Raw genomic sequence first — 22074 nt, 5'->3', positions numbered from 1 at the left:
CGAAGGCTAACCATGAAGACACCACTGGCCTCGATGGAGCGGCCCGACTTCTCCAAGATCGAGAAGCGCGCGCCGTCGGTGGCGCACCTGTTCCTCGACCGCGTCGCCGCGACCCCGGACGCGGAGGCGTTTCGGTATCCGCAGGACCACAGCTGGGAGAGCGTGACCTGGCGGCAGGTCGGTGAACGCGTCCACAACATCGCCGGCGGGCTGATCGCGCTTGGGATCGCCCCGGAGGACCGGGTGGCGCTGGCGTCAGCGACGCGCTACGAGTGGGTGCTCGTCGATTTCGCCGTGATGTGCGCTGGCGCGGCGACCACCACGGTGTATCCGACGACCAACTCGGGCGACGTCGCGTACATCGTCGCCAATTCCGGCAGCCGGGTGGTGGTCGCCGAAAACCAAAGCCAGGTCGACAAATTGCTGCAGCACCGCGCCGAGCTGCCCGAGGTCGGCAAGGTGGTGATCATCGACGGCAACGGCGACGGCGACTGGGTGATCACGTTGGCCGAACTGGAGCAGCTGGGCAAGCAGCTGCTGGCCGACTCCCCCGGTGTGATCGACGACCGGGTCGCCGCCATCGGTCCGGCGCAGCTCGCCAGCCTGATCTACACCTCAGGCACCACGGGGCGGCCGAAGGGCGTGCGGCTGACCCACGGCGCGTGGACGTACACCGCGGCGGCCATCGACTCGCTGGGCATCCTGGGCCCCGACGACCTGAACTTCCTGTGGCTGCCCCTGGCGCACGCCTTCGGCAAGGTGATGCTGGCGCTGCCGCTGCAGGTCGGCTTCCCGACCGCGATCGACGGCCGCGTCGAGCGGATCGTCGACAACCTGGCGACCCTGCGGCCCACCATCATGGGCGCGGCCCCGCGCATCTTCGAGAAGGCGCACGCCCACATCGAGACCATGGTCGCCGAGCGGGGCAGGCTCAGCAAGACGTTGTTCGACTGGGCGATCAGGCTGGGCGTGAAGGTGTCGGAGGCCCGGCAGGCCGGCAACAAGCCGTCGGTGTTCGCCTCGCTGGCGTACAGGGTGGCCGACCGGGCGGTGTTTTCGACGATTCGCGAGCGGTTCGGCGGCCGGCTGCGGTTCTTCGTCTCGGCGGCCGCCGCCCTGGACCGTGACGTCGCGCAATGGTTCGACGCCGTGGGGATCGTCGTGCTGGAGGGCTACGGCCTGACCGAAACGGCGGCCGCGTCATTCATCAACCGTCCCCACGCCTACCGGTTCGGGACGGTCGGGTGGCCGTTCCCGTCCACCGAAGCCAGGATCGCCGACGACGGCGAAATCCTGCTCAGGGGGCCGGGTTTGATGACGTCGTATCACGACCTGCCCGACGCCACCGCCGAGGCGCTCGACGGGGACGGATGGTTTCACACCGGCGACATCGGTGAGATCGACGCGGACGGCTTCCTGCGGATCACCGACCGCAAGAAGGACATGTTCAAGACCTCGCAGGGCAAGTACGTGGCGCCGTCGGCGATCGATGCGAAATTCAAGGGCCTGTGCCCGTACGCCAGCGAGCTCTTGGTTTACGGCGAGGGGAAGCCGTATTGCGTGGCGCTGGTCAGCCTCGACAGCGAGGCGGTCGCCGAGTGGGCCGCCAAGAATGGGCTGGCCGACAAGTCGTTCGCCGAGATCGCCTCCGACGAGAGGACGCAGGAGCTGATCGCCGGGTACGTCGACGCGCTGAACCTGGAACTGAACCGGTGGGAGCAGATCAAGCGATTCGCGATCCTCGACCGCGAACTCACCGTCGAATCCGGGGATCTCACGCCGAGCATGAAGCTGCGCCGCAAGGTGGTGATCGAGAAGTTCGCCGACCGCCTCACCGGCCTCTATCTCAACTCGCCGGCGCGATGAGGCCGTAGTGCCCGTCGTAGCGGTGATAGAGCACGCTGCCGCGGTCCCGGGCGGTGTCGACGAAGAACAGGAACGGCAGGCCGAGCAGGCCTAGCCGCTCGATCGCCTGGTCCACGGTGAGCTTGGGTGCCGGCTGCGGGCTGATGGTCAGCGGGATCTCGAACGGCGCCAGCCCGTCCGCCAGCTCCGGATCGACTTGGGCCAGGCGGTATTCGGTGGGCGCCTCGCGATACAGCACGCTGTCCTGGTTGGTGCCCCGCTCCGTGAACAGGTGGAAGTCGTAGTCGAGCAGTTCCATCTCGAGGGCCGCCTCGTCGATGGTGCGGGCGGGCACGCTGTACGACTTGTGCCGCACGATGCGGCGTTCGCTTTCGGGCCTCGGGAAGTAATTCGGCCGGTGGGCGGGCTCGGACTGATGCCGCCACTCGTGCGGGGCACTGCGGGGCACGCCGCCCCGTTTGGCTTCCCAGTGTTCGGCGGCGCGTTCCAGCCCGCGACGCAGCCGCGCCTCGAGCCGATCGATCGCTTCCCGCGCGGTGACGCCCTCTACCTGCGCGCGGACCAGCCGGCCGTTGACGTCGAGGTTCGCCTGCGCGATGACGCGGCGGGCCACCGCCGGATCGCCGTGCTCGCTGAGCCTGACGTGCGCGCGCAGCACCGGTTCGTGGGTGAGGCGACCGAGCTCGCCGATCTTGGTCCGCGCATAGTCTTCGGCGTCGGGCAGCCGGCCGTGCGTCGTCACCTGAACGTCCATCACGTCCGGTAAATCGGGTCTCTGTCTCATGATTCGTTGCCACGCTCCTTCAGCGGTGCAGACCGGTGACCGGCTGGTGGGTGCTGGACTGGATGTCGGTGGAGGTCAAGGCCATCAGCTGGTTCGACAAATCCGAGAGGGCCCGGGCGATCGCCAGTTCGTCGCCGATCCGGGCCACCGGTTCGTCGGCGGGGTCGAGCCGCGCCAGACCCACACCGACGAAGTCCCTGCCCGCCCACGCCAGCCGGGCCTTGGCCCGGGTGCGCTCTTCGTGCTCTTCGACCACCACGTCGACCTGGCAGGTCTTGGTGCCGTCGCCCTCGCCCGTCATCGCCGGTCTCCTTGCCTTGCGAGATTTGCCTGATTAGATGCGACCATCACCGGGTGGGCGCGAAGTAGGGGCGAAAGTCATCAGGTTCGCCGGGGCGACGGCCGTCAATTTAATCGACAATATCGTTGGTTTTCATCAACAATTTCGTTGACGTATATCGACGCATCCATAAAGTAACTGACGTGTCCGACCCCAGGCAGGGCGAGTAGATGCACGCCTCCCGAGGCCGACGTTCGTCGCATTATTCGGGTGACGACCGCGAACAAGCGATCCTGGCCACGGCCGAGCGCCTCCTGCAGGAGCGGCCGCTGGCCGACTTCTCCGTCGACGATTTGGCCAAGGGCGCCGGCATTTCCCGTCCCACCTTCTACTTTTACTTCCAATCGAAGAACGCGGTATTGCTGTCGTTGCTGGACCAGATGAACGGCAAGGCCCACGCGGCGCTTACCGCGCTGGGCGGCAAGCTCTTCGGCGACCCCGCCGCGCATTGGCGGGCGCGCATCGAGGCGTTCTTCGAGGTGTCGGGCTCGCACCGGGCGGTCGCGGTGGCCGGCGCCGCGGCGAAAGCCACCAACCCCGAGGTCCGCCAGCTGTGGTCGACGCTCATGGGCAAGTGGATTTCCCACACCACGGCGGCGATCAAGGCCGAGCGCCGCCGCGGCGCGGCCCCCGAGACCTACCCGGCCGAGGATCTGTCCGTCGCGCTGAACATGTTGAGCGAACGGGTGATGGCCGCGACGTTCACCACCGAGGAGCCGGCGATCCCGGAAGACCGGGTGATCGACACGCTGGTGCACATCTGGCTGGCCAGCATTTACGAGGCCGGCGGCAGGGCGCTGGCGGCTAGCGGTTCTTGAGGATCCGCTCGGCGCGGGCCAGGCTCTCGTCGATCAAACGGTCGGCGGCGCCGAAGTAGGTCGCCGAGGCGGCCTTGCCCGCCAGCTCGGCGATCGCCCGTTGTTCGCCGTAAACGTCTGTCATTCGCAGGTTTTCAGCCATCCGCGCGGAATGCACTTGCAGCCCGGCCAGTAGCTCGCCGCATTGGGAACCCGCCACGAGGGTGCGCCGGGCCAGGGTGCGCAGGGTGTCCCACTCGGCGTGCCATCCCCCGTCGGGCCGCTCGTCGTCGGCCAGCGCCGCGGCGGTGTGCAGGGTGGCCGCCAGCGGGGGCGCCGCGATGGCGGCGCGGCGAATCAGGATCGACAACACCGGATTGCGCTTGTGCGGCATCGACGACGATCCGCCGCGGTGCTCGCCCGCCGGTTCGCCGAGTTCGCCGACCTCCGGGCGGACCAAGGTGACAACGTCCGAGGCGATGCGGCCCCAGGAGTCGGTGCACCCGACGAAGGCGTCGCCGGCCGCGGTGACCGGCGTGCGCGTCGTGTGCCACGGCGATCGGGGGGCCAAGCCCAAAGCGGTGGCGGCGCTGCGCGTTAGCCGATCAGATACTTCCGCGGGATCGGCGGCGTCGGTGAGCAGCGCCGCCAGTTCGGTGGCGCCGGCCCGCGTCCCGGCGGCTCCGCCGATCTGAATCGGGGTGACCAGCCCGCGCAGCCCCTCGAGCGCGTCGGCGACCCCGTTCAACCACACGGACGCCTTGACGCCGAAGGTGGTGGGCGCCGCGTGCTGGGTGAGCGTGCGGGCCATCATGGGGGTGCCCCGGTGTGCCGTGGCGAGGGCGGACAGCGTCGAAAGCTGTTGCGTCAGTTCTGCAGTGAGAGCGTCGACGACGCCGCGCACGCCCAGCATCAGGGCGGTGTCGAGGACGTCCTGGCTGGTGAGGCCCCGGTGGATCCAACGCGCGGCCGCCGGGGCGGCGCGCGCTCGCAGCAGCTCGACCAGGCCGATGACCGGGTTGCCCCCGCCCTCCGCGGCGGCCGCGAGCGGCTCGCGGTCGTCGTCGCCCACCAGGTTCGACAGGTCGGTGCCTTCCCCCGGCGCCAGTCCCGCCGCGGCCAGGGCGCCCAACCAGGCGGATTCCACCGCGACCATCAGCGCCAGCAGCGCGGCGTCCGTCAGGTGTGCGCCGGCCCGCTGGTCGCCGGGCCACAGCAGGTTGGTCATCGGCGGTGCTCCAGGAATGCGGTCTCGTTCGGGCCCTGCAGGTGTATGTCGAAACGGTAAGTGGCGCCGCCGCTTTCGGGTACGCATATCAGGGTGGCCAGCGCCGGGTCAGCGTCCACCTCGTCGTGGGGCAGGTAGGCGCGGGTGAACAAGCGGTGCAACAGCCCCCGCGCGAAGACGGCGATCGCGAAGAACGGCGGCCGCCCGGAGCCCGAACCGGGGGCCACCGTGGTGAAGCCGTAGCGCCCGGCCGCATCGGTCGCGCACCGGCCCCACCCGGTGAACCCCGCACCGTCGCGGCGCAGCGAGCCCGCCGTCCGCGGAATGCGCCCGGCGGCATCGCGCTGCCACAGTTCGACCAGCGCATCCGGGACCGCCTCGCCGGCGCCGTCGTACACCGTGCCGTGCAACCGCACGGCGTGCGGATGGCCGTCGGCGACGACGTCGCCGTCGCCCGGATACGGCAGCCCGAGGCCGAGGAAGGGCCCCACGGTTTGCCCTGGGGTGCAAGGCAATTCAGCCATCGTCCGCGGTCCAGGTGCGCCGGCCGCCGCATACCACGATGTCCCAGCGGTAGCCGGTCGCGTACTCCGGCCGGGTGACGCCGTGGTCGTAGTGGGCGATCAGCCGCCCTCGGGCGGCGGGATCGGGAATCGATTGGAAGATGGGGTCGAGGTCGAACAGCGGGTCGCCCGGAAAGTACATCTGGGTGACCAGCCGCTGTGTGAAAGCCGTTCCGAAGACCGAGAAGTGGATGTGGGCCGGGCGCCAGGCGTTGTGGTGGTTGCGCCACGGATAGGGGCCGGGCTTGATCGTCAGGAAGCGATAGGAGCCGTCGGGACCGGTGAGGCAACGGCCGGCGCCGACGAAGTTCGGGTCCAGCGGGGCCGGGTGCTGGTCGCGCGGGTGGCGGTACCGGCCGCTCGCGTTGGCCTGCCAGATCTCGACCAGCTGTCCGACCACCGGGCGGCCGGCGTCGTCGAGCACCCGCCCGGTCATGACGATCCGCTCCCCCAGCGGCTCGCCGGGATGGCCGGCCGTCAGGTCGGCGTCGAGCGCGCCGACCTCGTGGCTGCCGAAACACGGCCCCTCGAGTTCCAGCTCGTCGGGGTCGACGACCAGCGGGGGCCGCTTCGGGTGGCGCAGGGCGCTGCTGCGATAGGGCGGGTAGTCGAGCCGCGGCTGCGTCGGATCCCCGGTGACCTCACCGCGGCTCAGGGCGGCCATCTCCGCCGTGATGTCCTCCTGGGACGCGACAACCTCGGCGTTCATCAGCCGTGAGGCTACTCCGGATCGCGCGGCCAACCCCCCGTTAGCCGCGTGACGTCGCTAAAGCCGATGGCGGCGACCCGCCGCGCCCGGCTTCGCCGCGCCTGCGATCCCCGCTAAAGCCCGCGAACCAGCGCCGCCCGGCCCTTGGTGCGCATCCGATGCAGGGCGGAGCCGCGGTACTGCTCCATCTTCGCGGCCATCTTGTTGCCCAGCTCCTCGAGCTCGGCGTCGGTGATCTTGACCTCGGGCGGCGCGGGAATCAGGTCGCGCTCCTCCTCGTCGGCGTGCGCCTCCAGCACCGTCTTGAAGGAGTTCCATTCGTCCTCGTAGCCCGGCGCGCTCTGCGGCGTCTTGAGCAGCACGGAAAGCTGGTCGACCACCTGACGATGCTCGGCGTGCGCGACCGCGATCAGCTTGGTGGCATCCTTGAGCGCCGGGTAGTAGAGGTCATCCTCGATACGGAAGTGGATGTCGAGTTCCACGAGAAAGTCGTCGAAAAGGGCGTGCCGCTCTTCGCTGTTCACCGGCGCCTCGCTGATCTTGCGACCCAGCCCCTTGATCACGATGTGGTGCTCTTTCAACACGTCATAGGCGTTCACTTCGCTACCTCCTCGGCACGCACCTCAACCATTCCGTCGATCAACCTGGCCTCATAGCACGGCAGCGGGGCCGCCGCGGGGCCACGCAACACCTCCCCCGAATCGGCCGCGAACCACGAGCCGTGCCAGGGGCACACGAAGCGGCCGCGATCCACCCAGCCGTCGGCCATCGGGGCCGCCAGGTGCGGGCAGAACTCGCCGAACGCCGACACCTCCCCCGGGTTCGTTTGGCACACAACCAATCCCACGCCGTCGACCTCGACGCGCACCGGCTTTCCGTTCAGCGAGGCCGCGGGCAGAACCGGCGTCCATTCGGTGGTGCGCAGCCGCTCGCCCGACTGGTCGATGCCGATGCCGGAGTCGAACACCAGGGCCCCGCCGAGGTAGCCGCCGCCGAGGGTGATGGCGTAGCCGAGACCCGTCAGGGCGATGCCGCGGCCGTGCCGGCCCTGCCGGCGGTCCCACCAGGACTGCGCGTAGAGCGCGGTGGCGGCCAGGTTCACCAGGCCGTGCACCAGCCCCACCCGGCGGTCCTCCGAGTGGGTGTGCTGCCAGTCGGTGGTGCCGGTGATCGCCGAGCCGATGCTGGCCGCGATCCCCACCCCCAGCGCGCGGGTCGCGAATCGCGACGCGTCGCGGACCTCGCTGGGCCGCTGGCCGGGCAGCAGGCTGAGCGCGTCGAGCGCCACCGTGGTGCCCAGCGCCCCACTGGTCAGCGACGCCAGCGGTGGATGAATGGGGTGCCCGAGCCAGGCGCCGTGCAGCGCGTTGGTGACGGTGTTGCGCGCGCCGCCCAGCGCGTTGTAACCGAAGCTGAGCAGGTGCTCGAAGCGATAGCTCGGCCGGTCCAGCCACTCCTGCCGCCCGATTGCTGACAGCACTCGCGGTCCGAGTTCCCGCAACCGACCGCCGGCCCCCCGGGACCGATCCACCATGACACCGTCCTTCCTCAGATGCAGAGCCAAACGGCAGCAATGCACGCGAAATCGGCCCTAATACCCGTGTTACGTCGCGCTCACATGCGCATGGGATCCGACGTGACCACCGTAGCCGCGCACCCTGAATCCTCCGGTGCCAGCCACCTGTGAATTAGCCAAAAGGATGCTCCGAGGTCGCTGGCCGTCGGCATTGACCAGGCGGGCGGAGTGCGAGATTCTACTTAGCGGAATATGTTTCTGTAATGCAGAGGGCGCCCGTGACGGATTTTCGTGACGTTTTTGACCACGTTCGGCGGGGGCTCATCCCCGCGCACATCTACAACGACCAGGACGTGTTCGCGCTGGAGCGCGAGCGCCTGTTCGGCCGGGCGTGGACGTTCGTGGGCCACGAATCGGAGATCCCGCACGACGGCGACTACGTGGTGCGGCGGGTCCTCGACGACTCCTTCATCATCAGCAATTGCGGCGGCGATATCCGAGCCATGTTCAACATGTGCCTCCACCGCGGCATGCAGCTGTGCCGTGCGGAGCTGGGCAACGCCTCCAATTTTCGCTGCCCCTACCACGGTTGGTCGTATCGCAACGACGGCCGGCTCGCCGGGCTGCCGTTTCACCGCGAAGCCTACGGCGGCGACGAGGGACTACCCCGCGGCGGCCAAAGCCTGCTCCCGGCACCGAATTTCGCGAGCTACAACGGCTTGATGTTCATCAGCATGGACCCGGCCGCCGAACCGCTGGATGACTACCTCGGCGACTTCCGGTTCTACCTGGACTTCTACACCAAGCAGAGCGCCGGCGGCTTGGAGGTCCGCGGCCCGCAGCGCTGGCGGATCAAGGCGAACTGGAAGATCGGCGCCGAAAACTTCGCCGGCGACATGTACCACACCCCGCACACCCACGCGTCGATCGTCGACATCGGCCTGTTCCGCGAGCCAAAAGCCCAGAAGCGCAAGGACGGAGCGACCTACTGGGCGGATCGCGGCGGCGGCACCACCTACAAACTTCCGCCGGGCGACTTCGACGAGCGGATGCGCTACGTCGGCTATCCCGACGAGATGATCGGGCGGATCAAACACGCCTGGACGCCGCGCCAGCAGCGGGTGGTCGGCGAGGACGGGTTCATGATCTCGGCGGCCACCTGCTTTCCGAACCTGAGCTTCGTGCACAACTGGCCCAAGTTGCCAGGCAGCGAGCAGGTGCTGCCGTTCATCTCGATCCGGCTGTGGCAGCCCATCAGCGCGAACGAAACCGAGGTCTGCTCGTGGTTTGCGGTGGATTCCGCGGCTCCCCCGCAATACAAACGTGATTCGTACCAGGCATATTTGATGTGCTTCGGGTCCACCGGGATGTTCGAACAAGACGACGTGGAGAACTGGGTGTCGCTGACCACCACCGCGGGCGGTTCGATGGCGCGCCGCCTGCTGCTCAACAGCCGGATGGGGTTGCTCGCCGACGACCGCCCCGTCGTCGGGGCGCTGCCCGCCGAGTCGTTCCACGGGCCCGGTCGCGCACAGGTCGGCTACAACGAGCACAACCAGCGGGCGCTGCTGAACTTGTGGGCGGACTATCTCGCATGAGAAAGCCCCTCCCGTTCAACGACATTCGCCATCTCGAGGCGCATCAGTTCCTGGTGGACGAGGCCTACCTGCTGGATGCCCAGGACTACGCGGTGTGGCTGGACACGCTGACCGACGACGTCCGCTACGTGATGCCGGTCCGGGTCACCACGGCACGGGGCGCCGCATTCGACACATCACCGGGGATGGCGCACTTCGACGAGGACAAGTACTCGCTGACCCAGCGCGTCGCTCGCTTCGCCACCGAGCACGCCTGGACCGAAGATCCGCCGTCGCGGTTGCGGCACTTCGTCACCAACGTGCGCACGTTCGTCGAGGACGACACGCACCTGACCGTCGAATCGGCCGAACTGCTCTTCCGCAGCCGCGGCGACGTGAACGAGAGCGCGCTGGTGTCCTGCGGCCGCGAGGACCTGCTGCGGCGGTGCGACGAACGCTGGAAGTTGGCCCGCCGCATTATCTTTGTCGACGAGTCCGTCTTGCGGATGCAGAATTTGGCGGTGTTCCTGTGAACGAACCCATCACGGTGGCAAACGAATTCGCCGAAGTCGAGGTGCGGAGGGTGGGCACGCGCAACGGGACGCGGCTGCTGATCAGCGCCCCCAAGACCGGGCGGTCGATCAGCCTCGACGCGCTCGAACTGGAGGCGCTGACCTGGCAGAATGCCCGCACGCTGGCAACCATGGTCGGCAGGTGCGGCGCGCCTCTGGTGCCCGACGAAGGTGACGAACCATGACCGGATGGCTGGAGGGCAAGCGCGCGCTGGTCGTCGGCGCCGGTTCGGGCATCGGCCGCGCGGTGCTGGACACGTTTCGCGCCGAGGGCGCCAAAGTCGCTGCCCTGGAACGGGATTGCACAAAGTGCGAGCGGTTGCGCGACGAGTCGCCCGGCGCCCCGGTCATCGAGGGCGACGCCACCACCCCGGCGGCCAACGACCGCGCCGTCGCCGCCGCGGTGGAAACCTTCGGCGGGCTGGACACGCTGGTCAATTGCGTCGGAGTCTTCGATTTCTACCGGGGCATCGGCGACATCGACGCCGCAGCGCTCGCGCCCGCGTTCGACGAGATGTTTCGCACCAACGTGCTGAGCCACCTGCAGTCCGTCAGGGCGGCCCTGCCCGCGCTGCGGGCCGGCACCGGGTCGTCGATCGTCTTGTGCGAGTCCACGTCGTCCTACCGACCGGGGCGCGGCGGCGTGCTCTACGTGTCGTCCAAGTTCGCCGTCCGCGGCCTGGTGGCGACGCTGGCCCACGAACTCGCGCCGGAGATCCGGGTCAACGGCGTGGCGCCGGGTGGCACGCTGGGCACCGACCTGCGCGGACTGACCAGCCTGGGGCTCGACGGCGTCCGCCTCGACGACGCCCCCGACCGGGCGCGCGACATGGCGGCGCGCACCCCGCTGCGCGTCGCGCTCACCGGGGAGGACCACGCGTGGAGTTTCGTGTTCCTCGCTTCCGACCGTTCCCGCGGCATCACCGGCGAAACCGTCCATCCCGATGGAGGATTCGGGCTGGGGGGCGGGCATGTTTGACCCACAGCGCGCGTTGGTGGCCCAGGGCTGCCGGGTGGCCGCGGCCCGCGGCCTGGTCGACGGCATCCTCGGCCACCTGAGCCTGCGCGTCGACGACGAACACTTGCTCGTCCGCTGCCGCAGCGACACCGATACCGGGGTGGCGTTCACCCGCCCGAGCGACGTCCGGCTCGTCAGGTTCGACGGAACCGCCGGCGCCGCGGGCGAACTCGACGGTTATCGGGTTCCCAACGAGTTGCCCATCCACGTCGAAACCCTGCTGTCCAACCCGGCATACCGGGCCGTCGCGCACCTGCACCCGCCCGCCGTCGTCGCCGCCGACCTCGCCGGCATCGCGTTGCGGCCGATCTACGGCGCCTATGACATTCCCGGCGCGTGGCTCGCGCGCGGCGGCGTGCCGGTCTACGAGCGGGCCGTGCTGATCCGCAGCTCGGCGCTCGGCAAGGAGATGGTGGCGGCGATGGCCGGCCGGCCGGCGGTGATCCTGCGCGGGCACGGGATCACCAGCGCCGCCGGCACTATCGAGCAGGCGGTGCTGCAGGCGATCGGGCTCGACGCGCTGGCTCGGATGTCGTTGCGGGTGCGCGCGGCCGGCGCAACGCTGCGCGACATCGACGAACGGGATTGGGACGACTTACCGGACTTGGGATCCGGCTTCAACACCGACGCCGCGTGGCGCTATGAAGTCGCGCGGCTGGAAGCTCAGCCCTGCTGATCAACCGGGTGTGCCGGCGCTTCCGCCGCCGACCCCGCTGCCGCCCCAGCCGCCCTGGCCGCCGGAACCGCGGCCACCGATCAGCGTGGCGCCGCGAGACCCAGAGGTAGCGATGGAATTCGTACCGAAGCCCATGGTGCCCCCACCGGCACCGCCGGCCCCCACACCGCCGGGGGACAGAGCGCTAGTCCCACCGCCGCCATGGGAGCCGACGACCGTCTCGGGGATCGCAATGAGGAACGACATGGGGCCTCCCATCGGCAAACAAGGCGATTCGACTCGCCACCCCGATACTATATCCCTGCTTAAGCGGTCATATAGATACTTTTCGGATTAATAGAGAGGTTTCTCAAAGTCACAGGTTTATCCCCGACGGACTGGTCTCAGCCGAGGTGATCGCCAATCTGCTCGGCAGCCTTGACAAGTGCGGCGGCCACGGCCGGTTGGTTGCTGCCGTCCAGCCGGTTCTGCGGTGCGGCGGCGTTGAGCGCCAGCCGCAGTCCCGGCGCCCGGGTCGGGATGGGCACCGCCACCGAGGCGACGCCCTCCTCGCTCTCCTCGCAGTTGACGGCGTAGCCGCGCTCGCGGATGCGGGACAGCTCGGCCTCCAATTTGGCGCGGCTGCCGATCGAATGGGTGGTGACGCGTTCCAGCTCCTCGTCCGGAAACAGTTGGTGCAGTTCGGTTTCCGTGAGCTCGGCCAACATGACCTTGCCGGTCGAGGTGCAATGCGCCGGCATGGTTCGTCCCAGCCGGGAGGCCACCCGCACCGCCGCGGGACCCTCGACCGCGGCGACGAAACGAACGTTGGCGCCGTCGAGCATCCCGACGTGAATCGTTTCCCGCAGTTGTTCGCTGAGGGTGCGCATGATGGGCGCGGCGGATCGCTGAATGTCGAGGCGGCCGAGGATCGCGAACGCCACCCCGGTCAGCGAGGGACCGGGCAGGTACGCCTTGGACACCGGGTCTTGCCGGACGAACCCGCGGTAGTTGAGCATCGCCAACAGCCGGTGCGCGGTCGATGGCGCGACACCCAGGTATCGGGTGGCCTCCGTCAACCGGATCTCGGGTCGCTCCCCCAGCAACAGCAGGAGCTTGAGCGCGTTGTCGACCGACTCGATCGGATACTGGGGCGCAAGCGAATCGGCGGCATCCTGCTGCCTCTTCTTCGCCATGGAAGTGACGGTACCGCCACTCAGAGCCCGCTCAGGACCATCGCACCCACCAACCCCGCCGCGATCACCCCGAGCGTCGTGGCCGCGGTGGCCTTCCACCCGAAGCTGCGGCTGACCATCGCGATCCCCGGGGCGCTGACGACGGGGAGGGTGATCAGGAGCGCGCCGAGCGGCCCCGAGGAGACCCCGAGCAGCGCCAGGCCCTGCAGGATCGGAATCTCTCCCGCCGTCGGGATGACGATCAGCGTGCCGACCACCGCCGCGAGGACGACGATCAGCAGACCGTGGTGCGGGAGCCCGGTCAGGGTGAGCAGCCAGCCGCGGAACGCCCCGACCAGGAGCACCAGCACCGCGTACTCGGGCAACAGGAACAGACCCAGCCGCAGCAGCGCGCGGACGAATCCGACGGCGGGCGGTGCCAGCGCCACCGCCTCGGCCTGCGGTTCCGCGCCGCCGCGGGTGACCAGTCCGGCCGCCGCCGCAACACCGACGACCGTGGCGATTCCCACCACCAGCCGCGTCAGCGTCCACTGCCAGGGGGCCACGAAGAACAGGAAGACCAGCACCGCCGGATTCAGCAACGGGTTGCCGAGCCAGTAGGCGATGGCGGCGACGCGACCGACGCCTTTGCGCCGCAACGTGACGGCGACCGGGGCGGTGCAGCACGTGCACATCATCGAGGGCATGCCGGCCACCCCGCCGGCCAGCGCGCTCGAGACGACGCCGCGCCGGTTCAACAGTCGCGGCAGCCACGATTTCGGCAACAACGCCTGCACCGACGCGCTGACCAGCAGCGCCACCACCAGCGCCTGCCATATCGACAGGAAATAAGTGTGAAAGAACGTCGTCGCGGCGTGCCAGGTGGGACCGTCCCCCGCGCGCACCCCGCCCACGGTGAGGATGTTCGACGCCGACCAGTGCTCGGTGCGCTGCGCCCTGAGGGCTTTCGCCGCGTAGGGCAGCCACTTGGCCCACAACAATCCGGCCACAAACACGGTGAGCGTGACGGCGGCGCCGAGTGCGACGGCCGCACGGCCCGGTGCGCGAATCGCATTGACACTCAACGGCGCAGCCACAATCACCGAGGCTAGCTCATACCCTGCGCCACTTGCTCTTTCGCCCAGCGGTAGTCCGCCTTGCCCGACGGCGAGCGCTGCAACCGGTCGCAGAAGACGACCGCCTTCGGCAGTTTGTACCGCGCGATATGGCGGGCGGCCTCGGCGATGATGGCGTCGGCATCGACGGACGAGCCGTTGGCCAACTGGACGAGCGCGACGACCTCGTTGCCCCACCGGGTGCTGGGCCGGCTGGTCACCACGACGTCGTAGACGTCGGGGTGTTCGGCGATCGCGGCCTCCACCTCCTCGGCGAAGATCTTTTCGCCGCCGGAGTTGATGGTGACCGAATCGCGGCCGAGCAGCTCGATCTGGCCGTCGGCGTGCCAGCGGGCCCGGTCGCCGGGCACCGAGTGGCGGATGCCCTCGATCACCGGGAAGGTGCGCGCCGTCTTCGCGGGATCGCCCAGGTAGCCCAGCGGTATCGGCCCCTGCTGGGCCAGCCAGCCGATCTCGTCATCGCCCGGTGCCAGGATCCGGGTGAAGTCCTCGCTGACCACCACCGCCCCCGGGTTCGGGGCGAAGCGGCCGCTCGCGCTCTGCAGCCGGCTGGACGCCTGGATCATCTGCGCGCCGGATTCCGACGCCCCGCCGGCGTCCACGATCGTCAGCTGCGGCAACAGCTCGACGAACCGCTGCTTGAGCGGGGCGCTCAGTGCGGCCCCTCCGGTGACCAGCGCAAACAGCCCGGACAGGTCGTAGTCGCCGGCCTCCAGTTCGTCGGCCAGCGGGCGCCCGAAGGCGTCGCCGACCATCGACAGCGACATCACGCGTTCGCGGCTGGCCAGCGCCAGCGCCTCGGCCGGGTCGAAGTGGGTGGTCGTGGGCGCCATCACGAACGGCCGCCCACCGCACAGGCTGATGAAGGCCGCCCACTGCGCCGCGCCGTGCATGAGCGGCGCGAGGGTCATCGAGCCCGGTCCCTCGAGCCGCGATCGCTCGACGATCTCCTCCAGGCTGCCCACCACCTCGCCGGTGCCCAGGGTCCGCCCCCCCATGGCGTTGACGTAGATGTCGTGCTGGCGCCACAGCACCGCCTTGGGCATCCCGGTGGTGCCGCCGGTGTAGAGCACATAGAGGTCATCCGGCGACGGCGTCAGGTCCAGCGGCTCGTCGGACGTCGACGCCAGCACGTCCTCGTAGCGCACCGCCCCCGGGAGCGGGTCGTTGCCTGACCCGTCGTCGACGTGGATCAGCCGAATGGGACCGGGCATCCGGTCCAGCGCCTCGGCCAGCGTCGGCGCGAACCGCGCGTGATACATGACCGCGTCGGCGCCGGCGTTATCGAGCAGGTACACCAACTCGTCGGCCACGTAGCGGTAGTTGACGTTGAACGGGGCGACCCGCGCCCCGTACGCGCCGAGCATCGCCTCGAGGAACTCGTTGCAGTTCGCCAGGTACAACCCGAGGTGGCTTTGGCCCGATTCGTACGGCGCGAGCTCCGCGCGTTCGCGACGCGCGCCCAGCCCCCACCCGTGCAGCGCCCGGGCGAACCGGCGGGCACGGTCGGCGGTTTGCCCGAAGGTGAAGCGCCGATCGCCGAACACGATGCAGTCCCGGTCGGGGTTGGCCGCGGCGACCGCCCCGAACACCTGTGCCAGGTTGAATTCCACAGAATCTCCTCACGGCGAGCCAGCGCCACGCTACAACGACGGAGCCGGACTTACCGGTTAGTCTCGGCATCGTGTACGGGGCTCCTGGGACCGGATACAGCCGATACGTCGCCATCGGGGACAGCCAGACCGAAGGATTGTGGGACGGCAACGACGCGGTCGGCTGCCTCGGGTTCGCCGACAGGCTCGCGGCCATGATCGACGCCCTCTACCCCGGTTTGCACTACGCCAACCTGGCCATCCGCGGCAAGCTGGTGGCCGACGTGCTGCGCGAGCAGGTGCCGCCGGCGCTGGCGATGCAACCGGATTTGATCACCGTGTGCGTCGGAATGAACGACGTCATCCAGCCGGGAAACTCGTTCGGCCGCGCGCTGGCCAACCTCGAGCACGTGTACGCCGCGCTCGCCGGATCGGGCGCGACGGTGGTGACCACCACCTTCCCCAACGTCGCGCAATTCCTTCCGTTGGGCCGGCTGGTGTCGGGGCGGCTCGGCCGCATCAACGACGCGATCCGGGCGGCCGCCCACGAATACGGCTTCCGGCTCGTGGACCTCTATGACGCGCCCTCGATGCGCGACCTGGACACGTGGGACATCGACCGCGTGCACGCGTCCACCAAGGGGCACATCCTGTTCGCCGAGGCGGCCGCCGAAGCGCTCACTTTGCCTGGCAGCAACCATGATTGGGCCGAGGCGAGCGGCAGCCCGACGCGCCTGTCGTTCAAATCCCGCACCTACGGCCAGCTGCGCTGGACGCAGCAGAAATTCATGCCGTGGGTGTGGCGACGGCTGCGCGGCATGTCTTCGGCCGACGGGCGCGTGCCCAAGCGACCGCGGCTGGAACCGCTCAGCACGCCGAGCACGGAGATAACGGCGCGGTTCGTGCGCCGGTCAGGCATCCTTGACCCATGAATGTGGAGGCGTTGCTGCAGTCCGTCCCGCCGCTGCTGGTCTACCTGGTGGTCGGCGGCGTGGTGGGGATGGAGAGCCTCGGCATTCCGCTACCCGGCGAGATCGTCCTGGTCAGCGCGGCGCTGATGTCGTCGCATCACGACCTGGCCGTCAACCCGGTCGGCGTCGGCGCCGCCGCGGACATCGGCGCCGTCGTCGGCGACTCGATCGGCTACGCGATCGGGCGCCGGTTCGGCCTGCCGCTCTTCGACCGGCTCGGCCGGCGCTTCCCCAAGCACTTCGGGCCGGGGCACGTCGCGCTGGCCGAAAAGCTGTTCAACCGCTGGGGGGTTCGGGCGGTGTTCTTCGGCCGGTTCATCGCGCTGCTCCGAATATTCGCCGGGCCGCTGGCCGGCGCACTGAAGATGCATTACCCGCGGTTCCTGGCGGCCAACGTGTCGGGCGCCATCTGCTGGGCCGGCGGCACCACGGCGCTGGTTTACTACGCCGGCATGGCCGCCGAGCGCTGGCTGGAGCGGTTCTCCTGGATCGCGCTGGTGATCGCGATCGTGTTCGGTCTGATCGCCGCCTTCGCGTTGCGCGAGCGGACGTCGCGCATGATCGCCGAGCTCGAGGAAGAGCACTACCGCAAGACCGACACCGCCGCGGCTAGCTGACCGCCTCGCCGATGTCCTCCGGCGCCACCGGCCGGTGCTCGCCGATCAGCGCGCAGGCCATCTTGCGGGCGCGCAGGGCGGCGTCCATGTCACCCACGTCCGCGAGGACAATGGCGCCCTTCATCAGGATCTGCCACGACGAGGCGAAGTCCTCGACGTCGAGCAGCCCCGCCGCGATGGCGCGCTGGCGCACGATGTCGCGGACATGGTCGATGTGGACGATGCACGCCTGCCCGGCCGGGTGGTCGGCCCCCAGCTCCAGCAAAACGTTGATGAACGAGCAGCCCTCGAAACCGTCGCCCTGCTGAAACCACTCGTGCATGACGTCGAAGATCGCCAGCAACTGTTCCTCGGGGGTGGCGCCGCGCTGTCGCGACTGCTCGTCGATCAGGCCGTAGGTCCAGACTTCCTCGCGGCGCTGCAGCACGGCCAGGACCAGGTCGTCCTTGGTGGCGAAATGGCGGTAGAGGGTGGCCCTGGCCACGCCGGCCCGCTCGATCACCTCGTCGGTCCCGACAGCGCGGATCCCGCGCCGCCCGAAGAGCTCATAAGCCGCGGTCAGGATCCGTTCGCGGGCCGAGGCGACCGGCGTCGGGACATCGTGGCTGGTCATACCGGCCTTACCATACTCTTAACCGGCGGCAGGTAGACAGACCGCCCTGTCTCGTTATACAAATGAGATTCGCACGTCGCGAAGAATTCGTCTTAAGTCAGCAGGACGGGCACCATCCCGACGCAAGGCGTCGGTCGATTAGGGAGTCCACCATGAGCCCGGTTATTGTTGCCGAACCGATGTCCAGCCCACCACCTCTTACGCTCAGCACGCGGCTGGTTTACGAGCTGGGCGATCCACACAGCACGCTGCGCGCGACCACCGACCGCAACGGTGCGGCGGTCCTCATCAACGCCGGCGGCGAGGTCGACGCCTGCAACGAACACACCTGGCGCCGGCTGGTCAGCGAGGCGGCGAGCGTCGTCATTCCGCCCGGCCCGTTCGTGGTCGACGTCACGGGGCTCGATTTCATGGCCTGCTGTGCCTTCGCGGTGCTGGCCGACGAGGCACACCGGTGTCGAGACCGCGGCATCGAACTTCGCCTGGTGAGCCACGAGCCGATCGTCACGCGAATCGTCGACGCGTGCGGCCTCAACGCCGTACTACCCATCTACCCGACCGCGGACGCCGCGCTCGGGTCGGCCGCCCGCTGGTGAGCTGAGCGAATCCCGTAACTCCGGGCCCACCTTCGGGGCGGAGGAGGAGTTCCTCCTCGTCGACCCGCGGACGGGCGAACCGGCCGCCCGCAACGCCGACGTGGCCGAAGAGGCGAAGCGGCGGGGCGTCGAGCTGCAGCTGGAACTGAGCAGCTGCCAGGTGGAGACCACCTCGAGCGTCGCGGCGAGCAGCGCGGACCTCGCCGACGATCTCACCCGGCTGCGGCGCGGCGCCGCGCAAGCCGCCGAGGCCGCGGGTGTCCGGCTGCTGGCCTCGGGGCTGCCGCCCACCACGCCGCACGATTTTCCGGTCACCGACACCCCGCGCTACCGGCGGATCGGTGCCGAATTCGGGATGATCGCCCACGAGCAGGGCATCTGCGGATGCCACGTTCACGTGCAGGTGCCCGACCGCGCGGCCGCCATCCACGTCAGCAATTGGCTGCGGCCGTGGCTGCCGTCTTTGCTTGCGCTGTCGGCGAATTCGCCGGTGTACCGCAACGCCGACAGCGGCCACGCGAGCTGGCGCAGTGTCCTGTGGCGGCGCTGGCCGGCCGCCGGGCCGCCGCCGTTCTTTCCGTCGCCCGACGACTACGACCGCGCGGTGGCCATGCTGGTCGAAACCGGGGTGATCCTGGACCGGGACATGATCTATTGGGACGTGCGCCCGTCGGCGGACTTCCCGACGGTCGAGGTCCGGGTTGCCGACGTGCCGGCGACGGTCGACGAGACCGTGCTGCTGGCCACGCTGATCCGGGCCGCGGTGATGACGGCGCTCGACGCCCGCGACGAGGGCGACGTGGTGGGCCGCCTGCCACCGGGCGCGCTGCGGGCGGCGTATTGGAAGGCCGCCCACGACGGGCTCGCGGGCCACACTGTCGATCTTTTCCACGGCCGCGGGGCGGTGCCGGCCCGTGAGCAGCTGGGCGCGTTGGTGCAGCGGGTACGCCCGGCATTGGACGCCCTGGGCGAATACGACCGCGCGGCAACGGAACTCGATCGCATCGTCGCGCGGGGCAACGGGGCGATGCGGCAGCGGCATGCGTGGCGGCGGCGCCACGATGTGCTGGACGTCGTCGCCGAGGTCACCGTCAGGCCACGCTGAGCAGGCGGTAGAGCCCGATCAGCCCGACCACCACGATGGTGGAGCGCAACGCGGTCGGCGAGAGCCGGCGACCGTAGCGCGCCCCGACCAGCCCACCGATCAGCGAGCCCGCCGCGATGAGCCCGGCCACCGGCCAACTGATCCGGTGAAACGCCACCAGCGAGTAGCTCACCGCCGCAACGACATTCACCAGCAGCGTCAGGAGGTTCTTGGCCGCGTTCATCCGCTGCACCGACTCGGGCAGCAGCGCGCCCATCATGCCGACCATCAGGATCCCCTGCGCGGCTGTGAAGTAGCCGCCGTAGACGCCGACCGCGAACGTCCCGAACACCAGCACGGCCATCCGCGCCGGGGTGATGTGCTCGGGCGACCGTCCCGCCACCTCGGCGCGCTGGGCGGCCCACGACTGCAGCTTCGGCCCGACCACCACCAGCACCAGCGCGAGCACCAGCAGCACCGGCACGATCGCGGTGAAGACCGTCGCGGGCAGGTGCAGGAGCAGGAAGGCGCCCAGCACCGCGCCGGCCAGCGACGCGGGGATCTGCCACCGCAGCCGGTTCCACTGCCCGGCCAGCTCGGCGCGGTACCCCCAGGTGCCCGACACGCTGCCCGCCACCAAGCCGACCGCGTTCGACATGGTGGCCGTGACCGGCGGGTAGCCCAAAGCGACCAGCGTCGGAAACGTGATGAGGGTGCCCGATCCGACGAGCGCGTTGATGGCGCCGGCGCCGAACCCGGCCAGGGCGATCAAAACCATATGGGAGAGCAGCACTTCCGAAGAGCTTAATCGCCGTCAGATCGGGGGCGCCTCGCGGCCGCGGTCCACGCCCGTGCGCAGCTTGACCGACGCCGAATACGCGAGGCTGCGGAAGCGCAGCACCGGATCGTCGGAGGGGTCGATGCCGTCGGTCACGCGCATCGGGTCGAACACGACGATGTCGCCGCCGCGCTCGCGCTCGGTGTCGCGGCCGGTGATCTCCAGGGTGCCGGCGGTGACGGTCTGCGTGCTGCGCCACGGCGCGGACGGGTCGACCGTCGAGTCGTCGGGCCCGGCAATCTGCACGCGTAGATCGAACCGCACCGGGCCGCCGGCGAGTCGGGCGTTCAGCTCGTCGCTGAGGAAGTCCGGGCCGTTTCCCTGGACCGCGTCGCCGGCCGCGGCGGGAACCCAGTGGTAGCGAACGAATCTGGCGTTGCCGTCCGCGGCGATCCAGCGGAAGGCGTGCAGGCCGTGGTACTCGATGGTGGCGTAGCTGGCCGGGACCTTGTTGGCCTCGCGCAGGACGGGCAGCGCGCCGAGCAGCCGCGGGTGGGTCAGGAAGTACTTGGCCATGCGCAGCGGCGTCGTCGGGCCGGGCCGCATCGCTTTGAGCAGGTCGACAAAGCCGTCCGGGGTGCTGGAGACGAACAGCCGGGCGGTCTGCGCCGACACGTCGGTGGTGGACCCGTCAGGCAGCGTGAACTTCACCGCCATGCCCCGCACCCCGGGCAGGCCGTCGCGCTGCTTCGGGTTGCCCGATCCGTTGGAGAAGCGGATCAGCGCCGGGACGGTCGACCCATCGAGGTGCTTGGCGCGCGACAGCCCGGACGCCTCGGGGGTGGCGGTGAACGTCCCGCGGTACAGCGCGCCTTTGGCGTGCAGCGCGCGACTGCCCGGCTGCGCGCCGCCGGTGCCCCGGATCGCGTCGATCGCGTCGTCGGGAGTGACCATGCGCGAATCTTAAGGCGCTACTCGGGGAAGCCGAAGAGTTTGACGACACCGTGATCGCGACCCGCGGTGTAGCCGCCGTCGACGGCGATGGCCTGCCCACTGACGAACGAGGCGTCGGTCGACAGCAAAAACGCCGCCATCGCCGCCACCTCCTCGGGCCGGCCCAGCCGTTGCAAAGCATGCTCTTCGGTGATGGACGCCAGCGGTCCCTCCATCCCCGGTAGGCCGAAAACGTTGCGGGCCATCGGGGTTTCGATGAAACCGGGGCAGATGGAGTTGGCGCGGATGCCGCTGGGCCCGTAGTCGAGCGCGATGTTCTTGGTCAGCAGCACGACGCCGCCCTTGGCCGCGTTGTAGGAGCTGCCGCCGGCCGTGCCCTCCAGGCCCTCGATGCTGGCGACGGTGACGATCGAACCGCGTTCGCCCTCGACGCGGGGTTGCTCGATCATCCTGGCCAGCGCCGCCTTGGCCACCAGAAAGGTGCCGGTGAGGTTGATCCCGATCACCCGGTCCCACTCGGTGCGGTCGAGCAGGTGGACGGGCCCGCCGCCCGCTACCCCCGCCGCGTGGAAGAGGCCGTCGAGGCGGTCGGGCACGGCGGCCAGCACCGCCGCGATGGCCGCCTCGTCGGTGACGTCTGCGGTCACAAAGTGGAAGTCGGTGCCCAGATCGGGCGGCGCGGCCACGTCGGCGCCGATGACAGTGCCGCCCTCGGCCAGCAGGCGCTTCGCGGTGGCCAGGCCGATGCCCGACGCCGCGCCCGTCACGACGAAGGTCCGGGACCGGGCACGATCGGCGTTCACCATGGCAGTCATGGTGGCACACGAGTCCGATCGGGCTCGGCATTGATATCGGATTAGTAAGTTCAAGCCACCGGTGAAACTCCTATGCTACTCATCACAAAGCTGGGACACTTCGAGTTGGCACCCGCCG

Annotated in this window: 26 protein-coding genes; 11 read left to right on the top strand and 15 right to left on the bottom strand. The window is 69.4% G+C overall.

What is annotated here, in order from left to right:
• Positions 1-12: 12 nt before the first annotated feature.
• Entirely contained in the window at positions 13-1866 is a 1854-nt protein-coding gene (locus A5673_RS27800; RefSeq protein WP_068240198.1) for a long-chain fatty acid--CoA ligase, read from the top strand.
• Here the strand turns inward: A5673_RS27800 and A5673_RS27795 are convergent.
• Together A5673_RS27795 and A5673_RS27790 are read right to left on the bottom strand one after the other, a co-directional pair.
• Positions 1847-2650 carry an HPF/RaiA family ribosome-associated protein gene (locus A5673_RS27795; RefSeq protein ID WP_068240196.1) on the bottom strand — a complete coding sequence of 268 codons (804 nt, stop codon included), beginning with the start codon at positions 2648-2650 and terminating at the stop codon, positions 1847-1849. The genes A5673_RS27800 and A5673_RS27795 overlap by 20 nt on opposite strands.
• A 19-nt stretch (positions 2651-2669) precedes the next feature.
• Positions 2670-2951 carry a DUF1876 domain-containing protein gene (locus tag A5673_RS27790; protein WP_068240194.1) on the bottom strand — a complete coding sequence of 94 codons (282 nt, stop codon included), beginning with the start codon at positions 2949-2951 and terminating at the stop codon, positions 2670-2672.
• A 209-nt stretch (positions 2952-3160) separates the two neighbouring features.
• Between A5673_RS27790 and A5673_RS27785 the strand changes: the two genes are divergently transcribed.
• Positions 3161-3808, top strand: a complete 648-nt coding sequence (locus A5673_RS27785) for a TetR/AcrR family transcriptional regulator (RefSeq protein WP_068240192.1) — start codon at positions 3161-3163, stop codon at positions 3806-3808.
• On the opposite strand, the gene A5673_RS27780 is transcribed toward A5673_RS27785, so the two are convergent.
• From A5673_RS27780 to A5673_RS27760, 5 genes are all read right to left on the bottom strand, one after another.
• Positions 3795-5015, bottom strand: a complete 1221-nt coding sequence (locus A5673_RS27780; protein ID WP_068240190.1) for a lyase family protein — start codon at positions 5013-5015, stop codon at positions 3795-3797. The genes A5673_RS27785 and A5673_RS27780 overlap by 14 nt on opposite strands.
• Positions 5012-5539 carry a protocatechuate 3,4-dioxygenase subunit alpha gene (pcaG, locus tag A5673_RS27775; protein WP_068240188.1) on the bottom strand — a complete coding sequence of 176 codons (528 nt, stop codon included), beginning with the start codon at positions 5537-5539 and terminating at the stop codon, positions 5012-5014. The genes A5673_RS27780 and pcaG overlap by 4 nt, the downstream gene beginning before the upstream one ends.
• On the bottom strand, positions 5532-6287 hold the full coding sequence (gene pcaH, locus A5673_RS27770) for a protocatechuate 3,4-dioxygenase subunit beta (protein ID WP_068240186.1): 756 nt from the start codon (positions 6285-6287) through the stop codon (positions 5532-5534). Before pcaH ends, pcaG begins: the two co-directional genes overlap by 8 nt.
• 113 nt (positions 6288-6400) lie before the next feature.
• A complete protein-coding gene (locus A5673_RS27765) occupies positions 6401-6886 on the bottom strand; it encodes a hemerythrin domain-containing protein (protein ID WP_068240184.1) in 486 nt (161 codons plus the stop codon).
• Positions 6883-7821, bottom strand: a complete 939-nt coding sequence (locus tag A5673_RS27760) for a Rieske (2Fe-2S) protein (protein ID WP_068240182.1) — start codon at positions 7819-7821, stop codon at positions 6883-6885. The genes A5673_RS27765 and A5673_RS27760 overlap by 4 nt, the downstream gene beginning before the upstream one ends.
• A gap of 245 nt (positions 7822-8066) precedes the next feature.
• Between A5673_RS27760 and A5673_RS27755 the strand changes: the two genes are divergently transcribed.
• Genes A5673_RS27755 through A5673_RS27735 form a run of 5 tightly spaced genes read left to right on the top strand, consistent with a single transcriptional unit; the run spans position 8067 to position 11646 of the window.
• Positions 8067-9401, top strand: coding sequence for an aromatic ring-hydroxylating dioxygenase subunit alpha (locus A5673_RS27755; protein WP_068240181.1), 1335 nt, complete (start codon positions 8067-8069; stop codon positions 9399-9401).
• Positions 9398-9913 carry a 3-phenylpropionate/cinnamic acid dioxygenase subunit beta gene (locus tag A5673_RS27750; protein WP_068240179.1) on the top strand — a complete coding sequence of 172 codons (516 nt, stop codon included), beginning with the start codon at positions 9398-9400 and terminating at the stop codon, positions 9911-9913. The genes A5673_RS27755 and A5673_RS27750 overlap by 4 nt, the downstream gene beginning before the upstream one ends.
• Positions 9910-10137: a dihydrodiol dehydrogenase gene (locus A5673_RS27745; RefSeq protein ID WP_068240176.1), complete on the top strand. Its 228-nt coding sequence runs from the start codon at positions 9910-9912 to the stop codon at positions 10135-10137. The genes A5673_RS27750 and A5673_RS27745 overlap by 4 nt, the downstream gene beginning before the upstream one ends.
• The gene (gene hcaB, locus A5673_RS27740) at positions 10134-10931 is read left to right on the top strand and encodes a 3-(cis-5,6-dihydroxycyclohexa-1,3-dien-1-yl)propanoate dehydrogenase (protein ID WP_068240174.1); all 798 of its coding nucleotides are present in this window, start codon (positions 10134-10136) and stop codon (positions 10929-10931) included. Before A5673_RS27745 ends, hcaB begins: the two co-directional genes overlap by 4 nt.
• Positions 10924-11646, top strand: a complete 723-nt coding sequence (locus tag A5673_RS27735; protein WP_068240309.1) for a class II aldolase/adducin family protein — start codon at positions 10924-10926, stop codon at positions 11644-11646. The genes hcaB and A5673_RS27735 overlap by 8 nt, the downstream gene beginning before the upstream one ends.
• On the opposite strand, the gene A5673_RS29405 is transcribed toward A5673_RS27735, so the two are convergent.
• The 4 genes from A5673_RS29405 to A5673_RS27720 all read right to left on the bottom strand — a co-directional run bounded on the left by A5673_RS29405 (position 11647) and on the right by A5673_RS27720 (position 15549).
• The gene (locus A5673_RS29405; protein WP_156748679.1) at positions 11647-11892 is read right to left on the bottom strand and encodes a hypothetical protein; all 246 of its coding nucleotides are present in this window, start codon (positions 11890-11892) and stop codon (positions 11647-11649) included.
• Between the two features lie 137 nt (positions 11893-12029).
• A complete protein-coding gene (locus tag A5673_RS27730) occupies positions 12030-12821 on the bottom strand; it encodes an IclR family transcriptional regulator (protein ID WP_068240172.1) in 792 nt (263 codons plus the stop codon).
• Positions 12822-12841: 20 nt separating this feature from the next.
• Positions 12842-13897 (bottom strand): permease, encoded by a 1056-nt coding sequence (locus A5673_RS27725; protein WP_082959000.1) that lies wholly within the window; start codon positions 13895-13897, stop codon positions 12842-12844.
• Between the two features lie 11 nt (positions 13898-13908).
• A complete protein-coding gene (locus A5673_RS27720; protein ID WP_068240164.1) occupies positions 13909-15549 on the bottom strand; it encodes an acyl-CoA synthetase in 1641 nt (546 codons plus the stop codon).
• 71 nt (positions 15550-15620) lie between these two features.
• Here A5673_RS27720 and A5673_RS27715 point away from each other — a divergent pair, with 71 nt between their 5' ends.
• Both A5673_RS27715 and A5673_RS27710 read left to right on the top strand, forming a co-directional pair.
• Positions 15621-16460, top strand: coding sequence for an SGNH/GDSL hydrolase family protein (locus A5673_RS27715; protein ID WP_068240163.1), 840 nt, complete (start codon positions 15621-15623; stop codon positions 16458-16460).
• Entirely contained in the window at positions 16457-17116 is a 660-nt protein-coding gene (locus A5673_RS27710; RefSeq protein ID WP_068240162.1) for a DedA family protein, read from the top strand. Before A5673_RS27715 ends, A5673_RS27710 begins: the two co-directional genes overlap by 4 nt.
• On the opposite strand, the gene A5673_RS27705 is transcribed toward A5673_RS27710, so the two are convergent.
• Positions 17109-17729 (bottom strand): TetR/AcrR family transcriptional regulator, encoded by a 621-nt coding sequence (locus A5673_RS27705; protein ID WP_068240158.1) that lies wholly within the window; start codon positions 17727-17729, stop codon positions 17109-17111. The genes A5673_RS27710 and A5673_RS27705 overlap by 8 nt on opposite strands.
• A gap of 152 nt (positions 17730-17881) precedes the next feature.
• Between A5673_RS27705 and A5673_RS27700 the strand changes: the two genes are divergently transcribed.
• Together A5673_RS27700 and A5673_RS27695 are read left to right on the top strand one after the other, a co-directional pair.
• The gene (locus tag A5673_RS27700; protein WP_068240156.1) at positions 17882-18325 is read left to right on the top strand and encodes an anti-sigma factor antagonist; all 444 of its coding nucleotides are present in this window, start codon (positions 17882-17884) and stop codon (positions 18323-18325) included.
• A gap of 1 nt (position 18326) precedes the next feature.
• Positions 18327-19430, top strand: coding sequence for a glutamate--cysteine ligase (locus A5673_RS27695; protein WP_068240151.1), 1104 nt, complete (start codon positions 18327-18329; stop codon positions 19428-19430).
• On the opposite strand, the gene A5673_RS27690 is transcribed toward A5673_RS27695, so the two are convergent.
• From A5673_RS27690 to A5673_RS27680, 3 genes are read right to left on the bottom strand one after another with little or no spacing between them, the layout of a single operon-like run.
• Positions 19417-20187 (bottom strand): sulfite exporter TauE/SafE family protein, encoded by a 771-nt coding sequence (locus A5673_RS27690; RefSeq protein WP_068240150.1) that lies wholly within the window; start codon positions 20185-20187, stop codon positions 19417-19419. The genes A5673_RS27695 and A5673_RS27690 overlap by 14 nt on opposite strands.
• Before the next feature lie 36 nt (positions 20188-20223).
• The gene (locus A5673_RS27685; protein ID WP_068240149.1) at positions 20224-21141 is read right to left on the bottom strand and encodes a catalase family peroxidase; all 918 of its coding nucleotides are present in this window, start codon (positions 21139-21141) and stop codon (positions 20224-20226) included.
• A 17-nt stretch (positions 21142-21158) separates the two neighbouring features.
• Complete coding sequence (locus tag A5673_RS27680) at positions 21159-21956, bottom strand: SDR family NAD(P)-dependent oxidoreductase (protein WP_197518487.1); 798 nt, start codon at positions 21954-21956, stop codon at positions 21159-21161.
• Positions 21957-22074: the final 118 nt, after the last annotated feature.

The sequence above is a fragment of the Mycobacterium sp. E3198 genome, from assembly GCF_001667015.1.
Lineage (GTDB): Bacteria > Actinomycetota > Actinomycetes > Mycobacteriales > Mycobacteriaceae > Mycobacterium.
The sequence above is the reverse complement of the archived record's forward strand: the minus strand, read 5'-3'. Positions and strand labels throughout refer to the sequence as shown.

What these genes read in the sequence shown, in the direction of transcription:
- A5673_RS27800 (WP_068240198.1), top strand. Translation starts at nt 13, where the DNA reads ATGAAGACACCACTGGCCTCGATGGAGCGGCCCGACTTCTCCAAGATC.
- A5673_RS27795 (WP_068240196.1), bottom strand. Translation starts at nt 2,650, where the DNA reads ATGAGACAGAGACCCGATTTACCGGACGTGATGGACGTTCAGGTGACG.
- A5673_RS27790 (WP_068240194.1), bottom strand. Translation starts at nt 2,951, where the DNA reads ATGACGGGCGAGGGCGACGGCACCAAGACCTGCCAGGTCGACGTGGTG.
- A5673_RS27785 (WP_068240192.1), top strand. Translation starts at nt 3,161, where the DNA reads ATGCACGCCTCCCGAGGCCGACGTTCGTCGCATTATTCGGGTGACGAC.
- A5673_RS27780 (WP_068240190.1), bottom strand. Translation starts at nt 5,015, where the DNA reads ATGACCAACCTGCTGTGGCCCGGCGACCAGCGGGCCGGCGCACACCTG.
- pcaG (WP_068240188.1), bottom strand. Translation starts at nt 5,539, where the DNA reads ATGGCTGAATTGCCTTGCACCCCAGGGCAAACCGTGGGGCCCTTCCTC.
- pcaH (WP_068240186.1), bottom strand. Translation starts at nt 6,287, where the DNA reads ATGAACGCCGAGGTTGTCGCGTCCCAGGAGGACATCACGGCGGAGATG.
- A5673_RS27760 (WP_068240182.1), bottom strand. Translation starts at nt 7,821, where the DNA reads ATGGTGGATCGGTCCCGGGGGGCCGGCGGTCGGTTGCGGGAACTCGGA.
- A5673_RS27755 (WP_068240181.1), top strand. Translation starts at nt 8,067, where the DNA reads ATGCAGAGGGCGCCCGTGACGGATTTTCGTGACGTTTTTGACCACGTT.
- A5673_RS27750 (WP_068240179.1), top strand. Translation starts at nt 9,398, where the DNA reads ATGAGAAAGCCCCTCCCGTTCAACGACATTCGCCATCTCGAGGCGCAT.
- hcaB (WP_068240174.1), top strand. Translation starts at nt 10,134, where the DNA reads ATGACCGGATGGCTGGAGGGCAAGCGCGCGCTGGTCGTCGGCGCCGGT.
- A5673_RS27735 (WP_068240309.1), top strand. Translation starts at nt 10,924, where the DNA reads ATGTTTGACCCACAGCGCGCGTTGGTGGCCCAGGGCTGCCGGGTGGCC.
- A5673_RS29405 (WP_156748679.1), bottom strand. Translation starts at nt 11,892, where the DNA reads ATGTCGTTCCTCATTGCGATCCCCGAGACGGTCGTCGGCTCCCATGGC.
- A5673_RS27730 (WP_068240172.1), bottom strand. Translation starts at nt 12,821, where the DNA reads ATGGCGAAGAAGAGGCAGCAGGATGCCGCCGATTCGCTTGCGCCCCAG.
- A5673_RS27710 (WP_068240162.1), top strand. Translation starts at nt 16,457, where the DNA reads ATGAATGTGGAGGCGTTGCTGCAGTCCGTCCCGCCGCTGCTGGTCTAC.
- A5673_RS27705 (WP_068240158.1), bottom strand. Translation starts at nt 17,729, where the DNA reads ATGACCAGCCACGATGTCCCGACGCCGGTCGCCTCGGCCCGCGAACGG.
- A5673_RS27700 (WP_068240156.1), top strand. Translation starts at nt 17,882, where the DNA reads ATGAGCCCGGTTATTGTTGCCGAACCGATGTCCAGCCCACCACCTCTT.
- A5673_RS27690 (WP_068240150.1), bottom strand. Translation starts at nt 20,187, where the DNA reads ATGGTTTTGATCGCCCTGGCCGGGTTCGGCGCCGGCGCCATCAACGCG.
- A5673_RS27685 (WP_068240149.1), bottom strand. Translation starts at nt 21,141, where the DNA reads ATGGTCACTCCCGACGACGCGATCGACGCGATCCGGGGCACCGGCGGC.
- A5673_RS27680 (WP_197518487.1), bottom strand. Translation starts at nt 21,956, where the DNA reads ATGACTGCCATGGTGAACGCCGATCGTGCCCGGTCCCGGACCTTCGTC.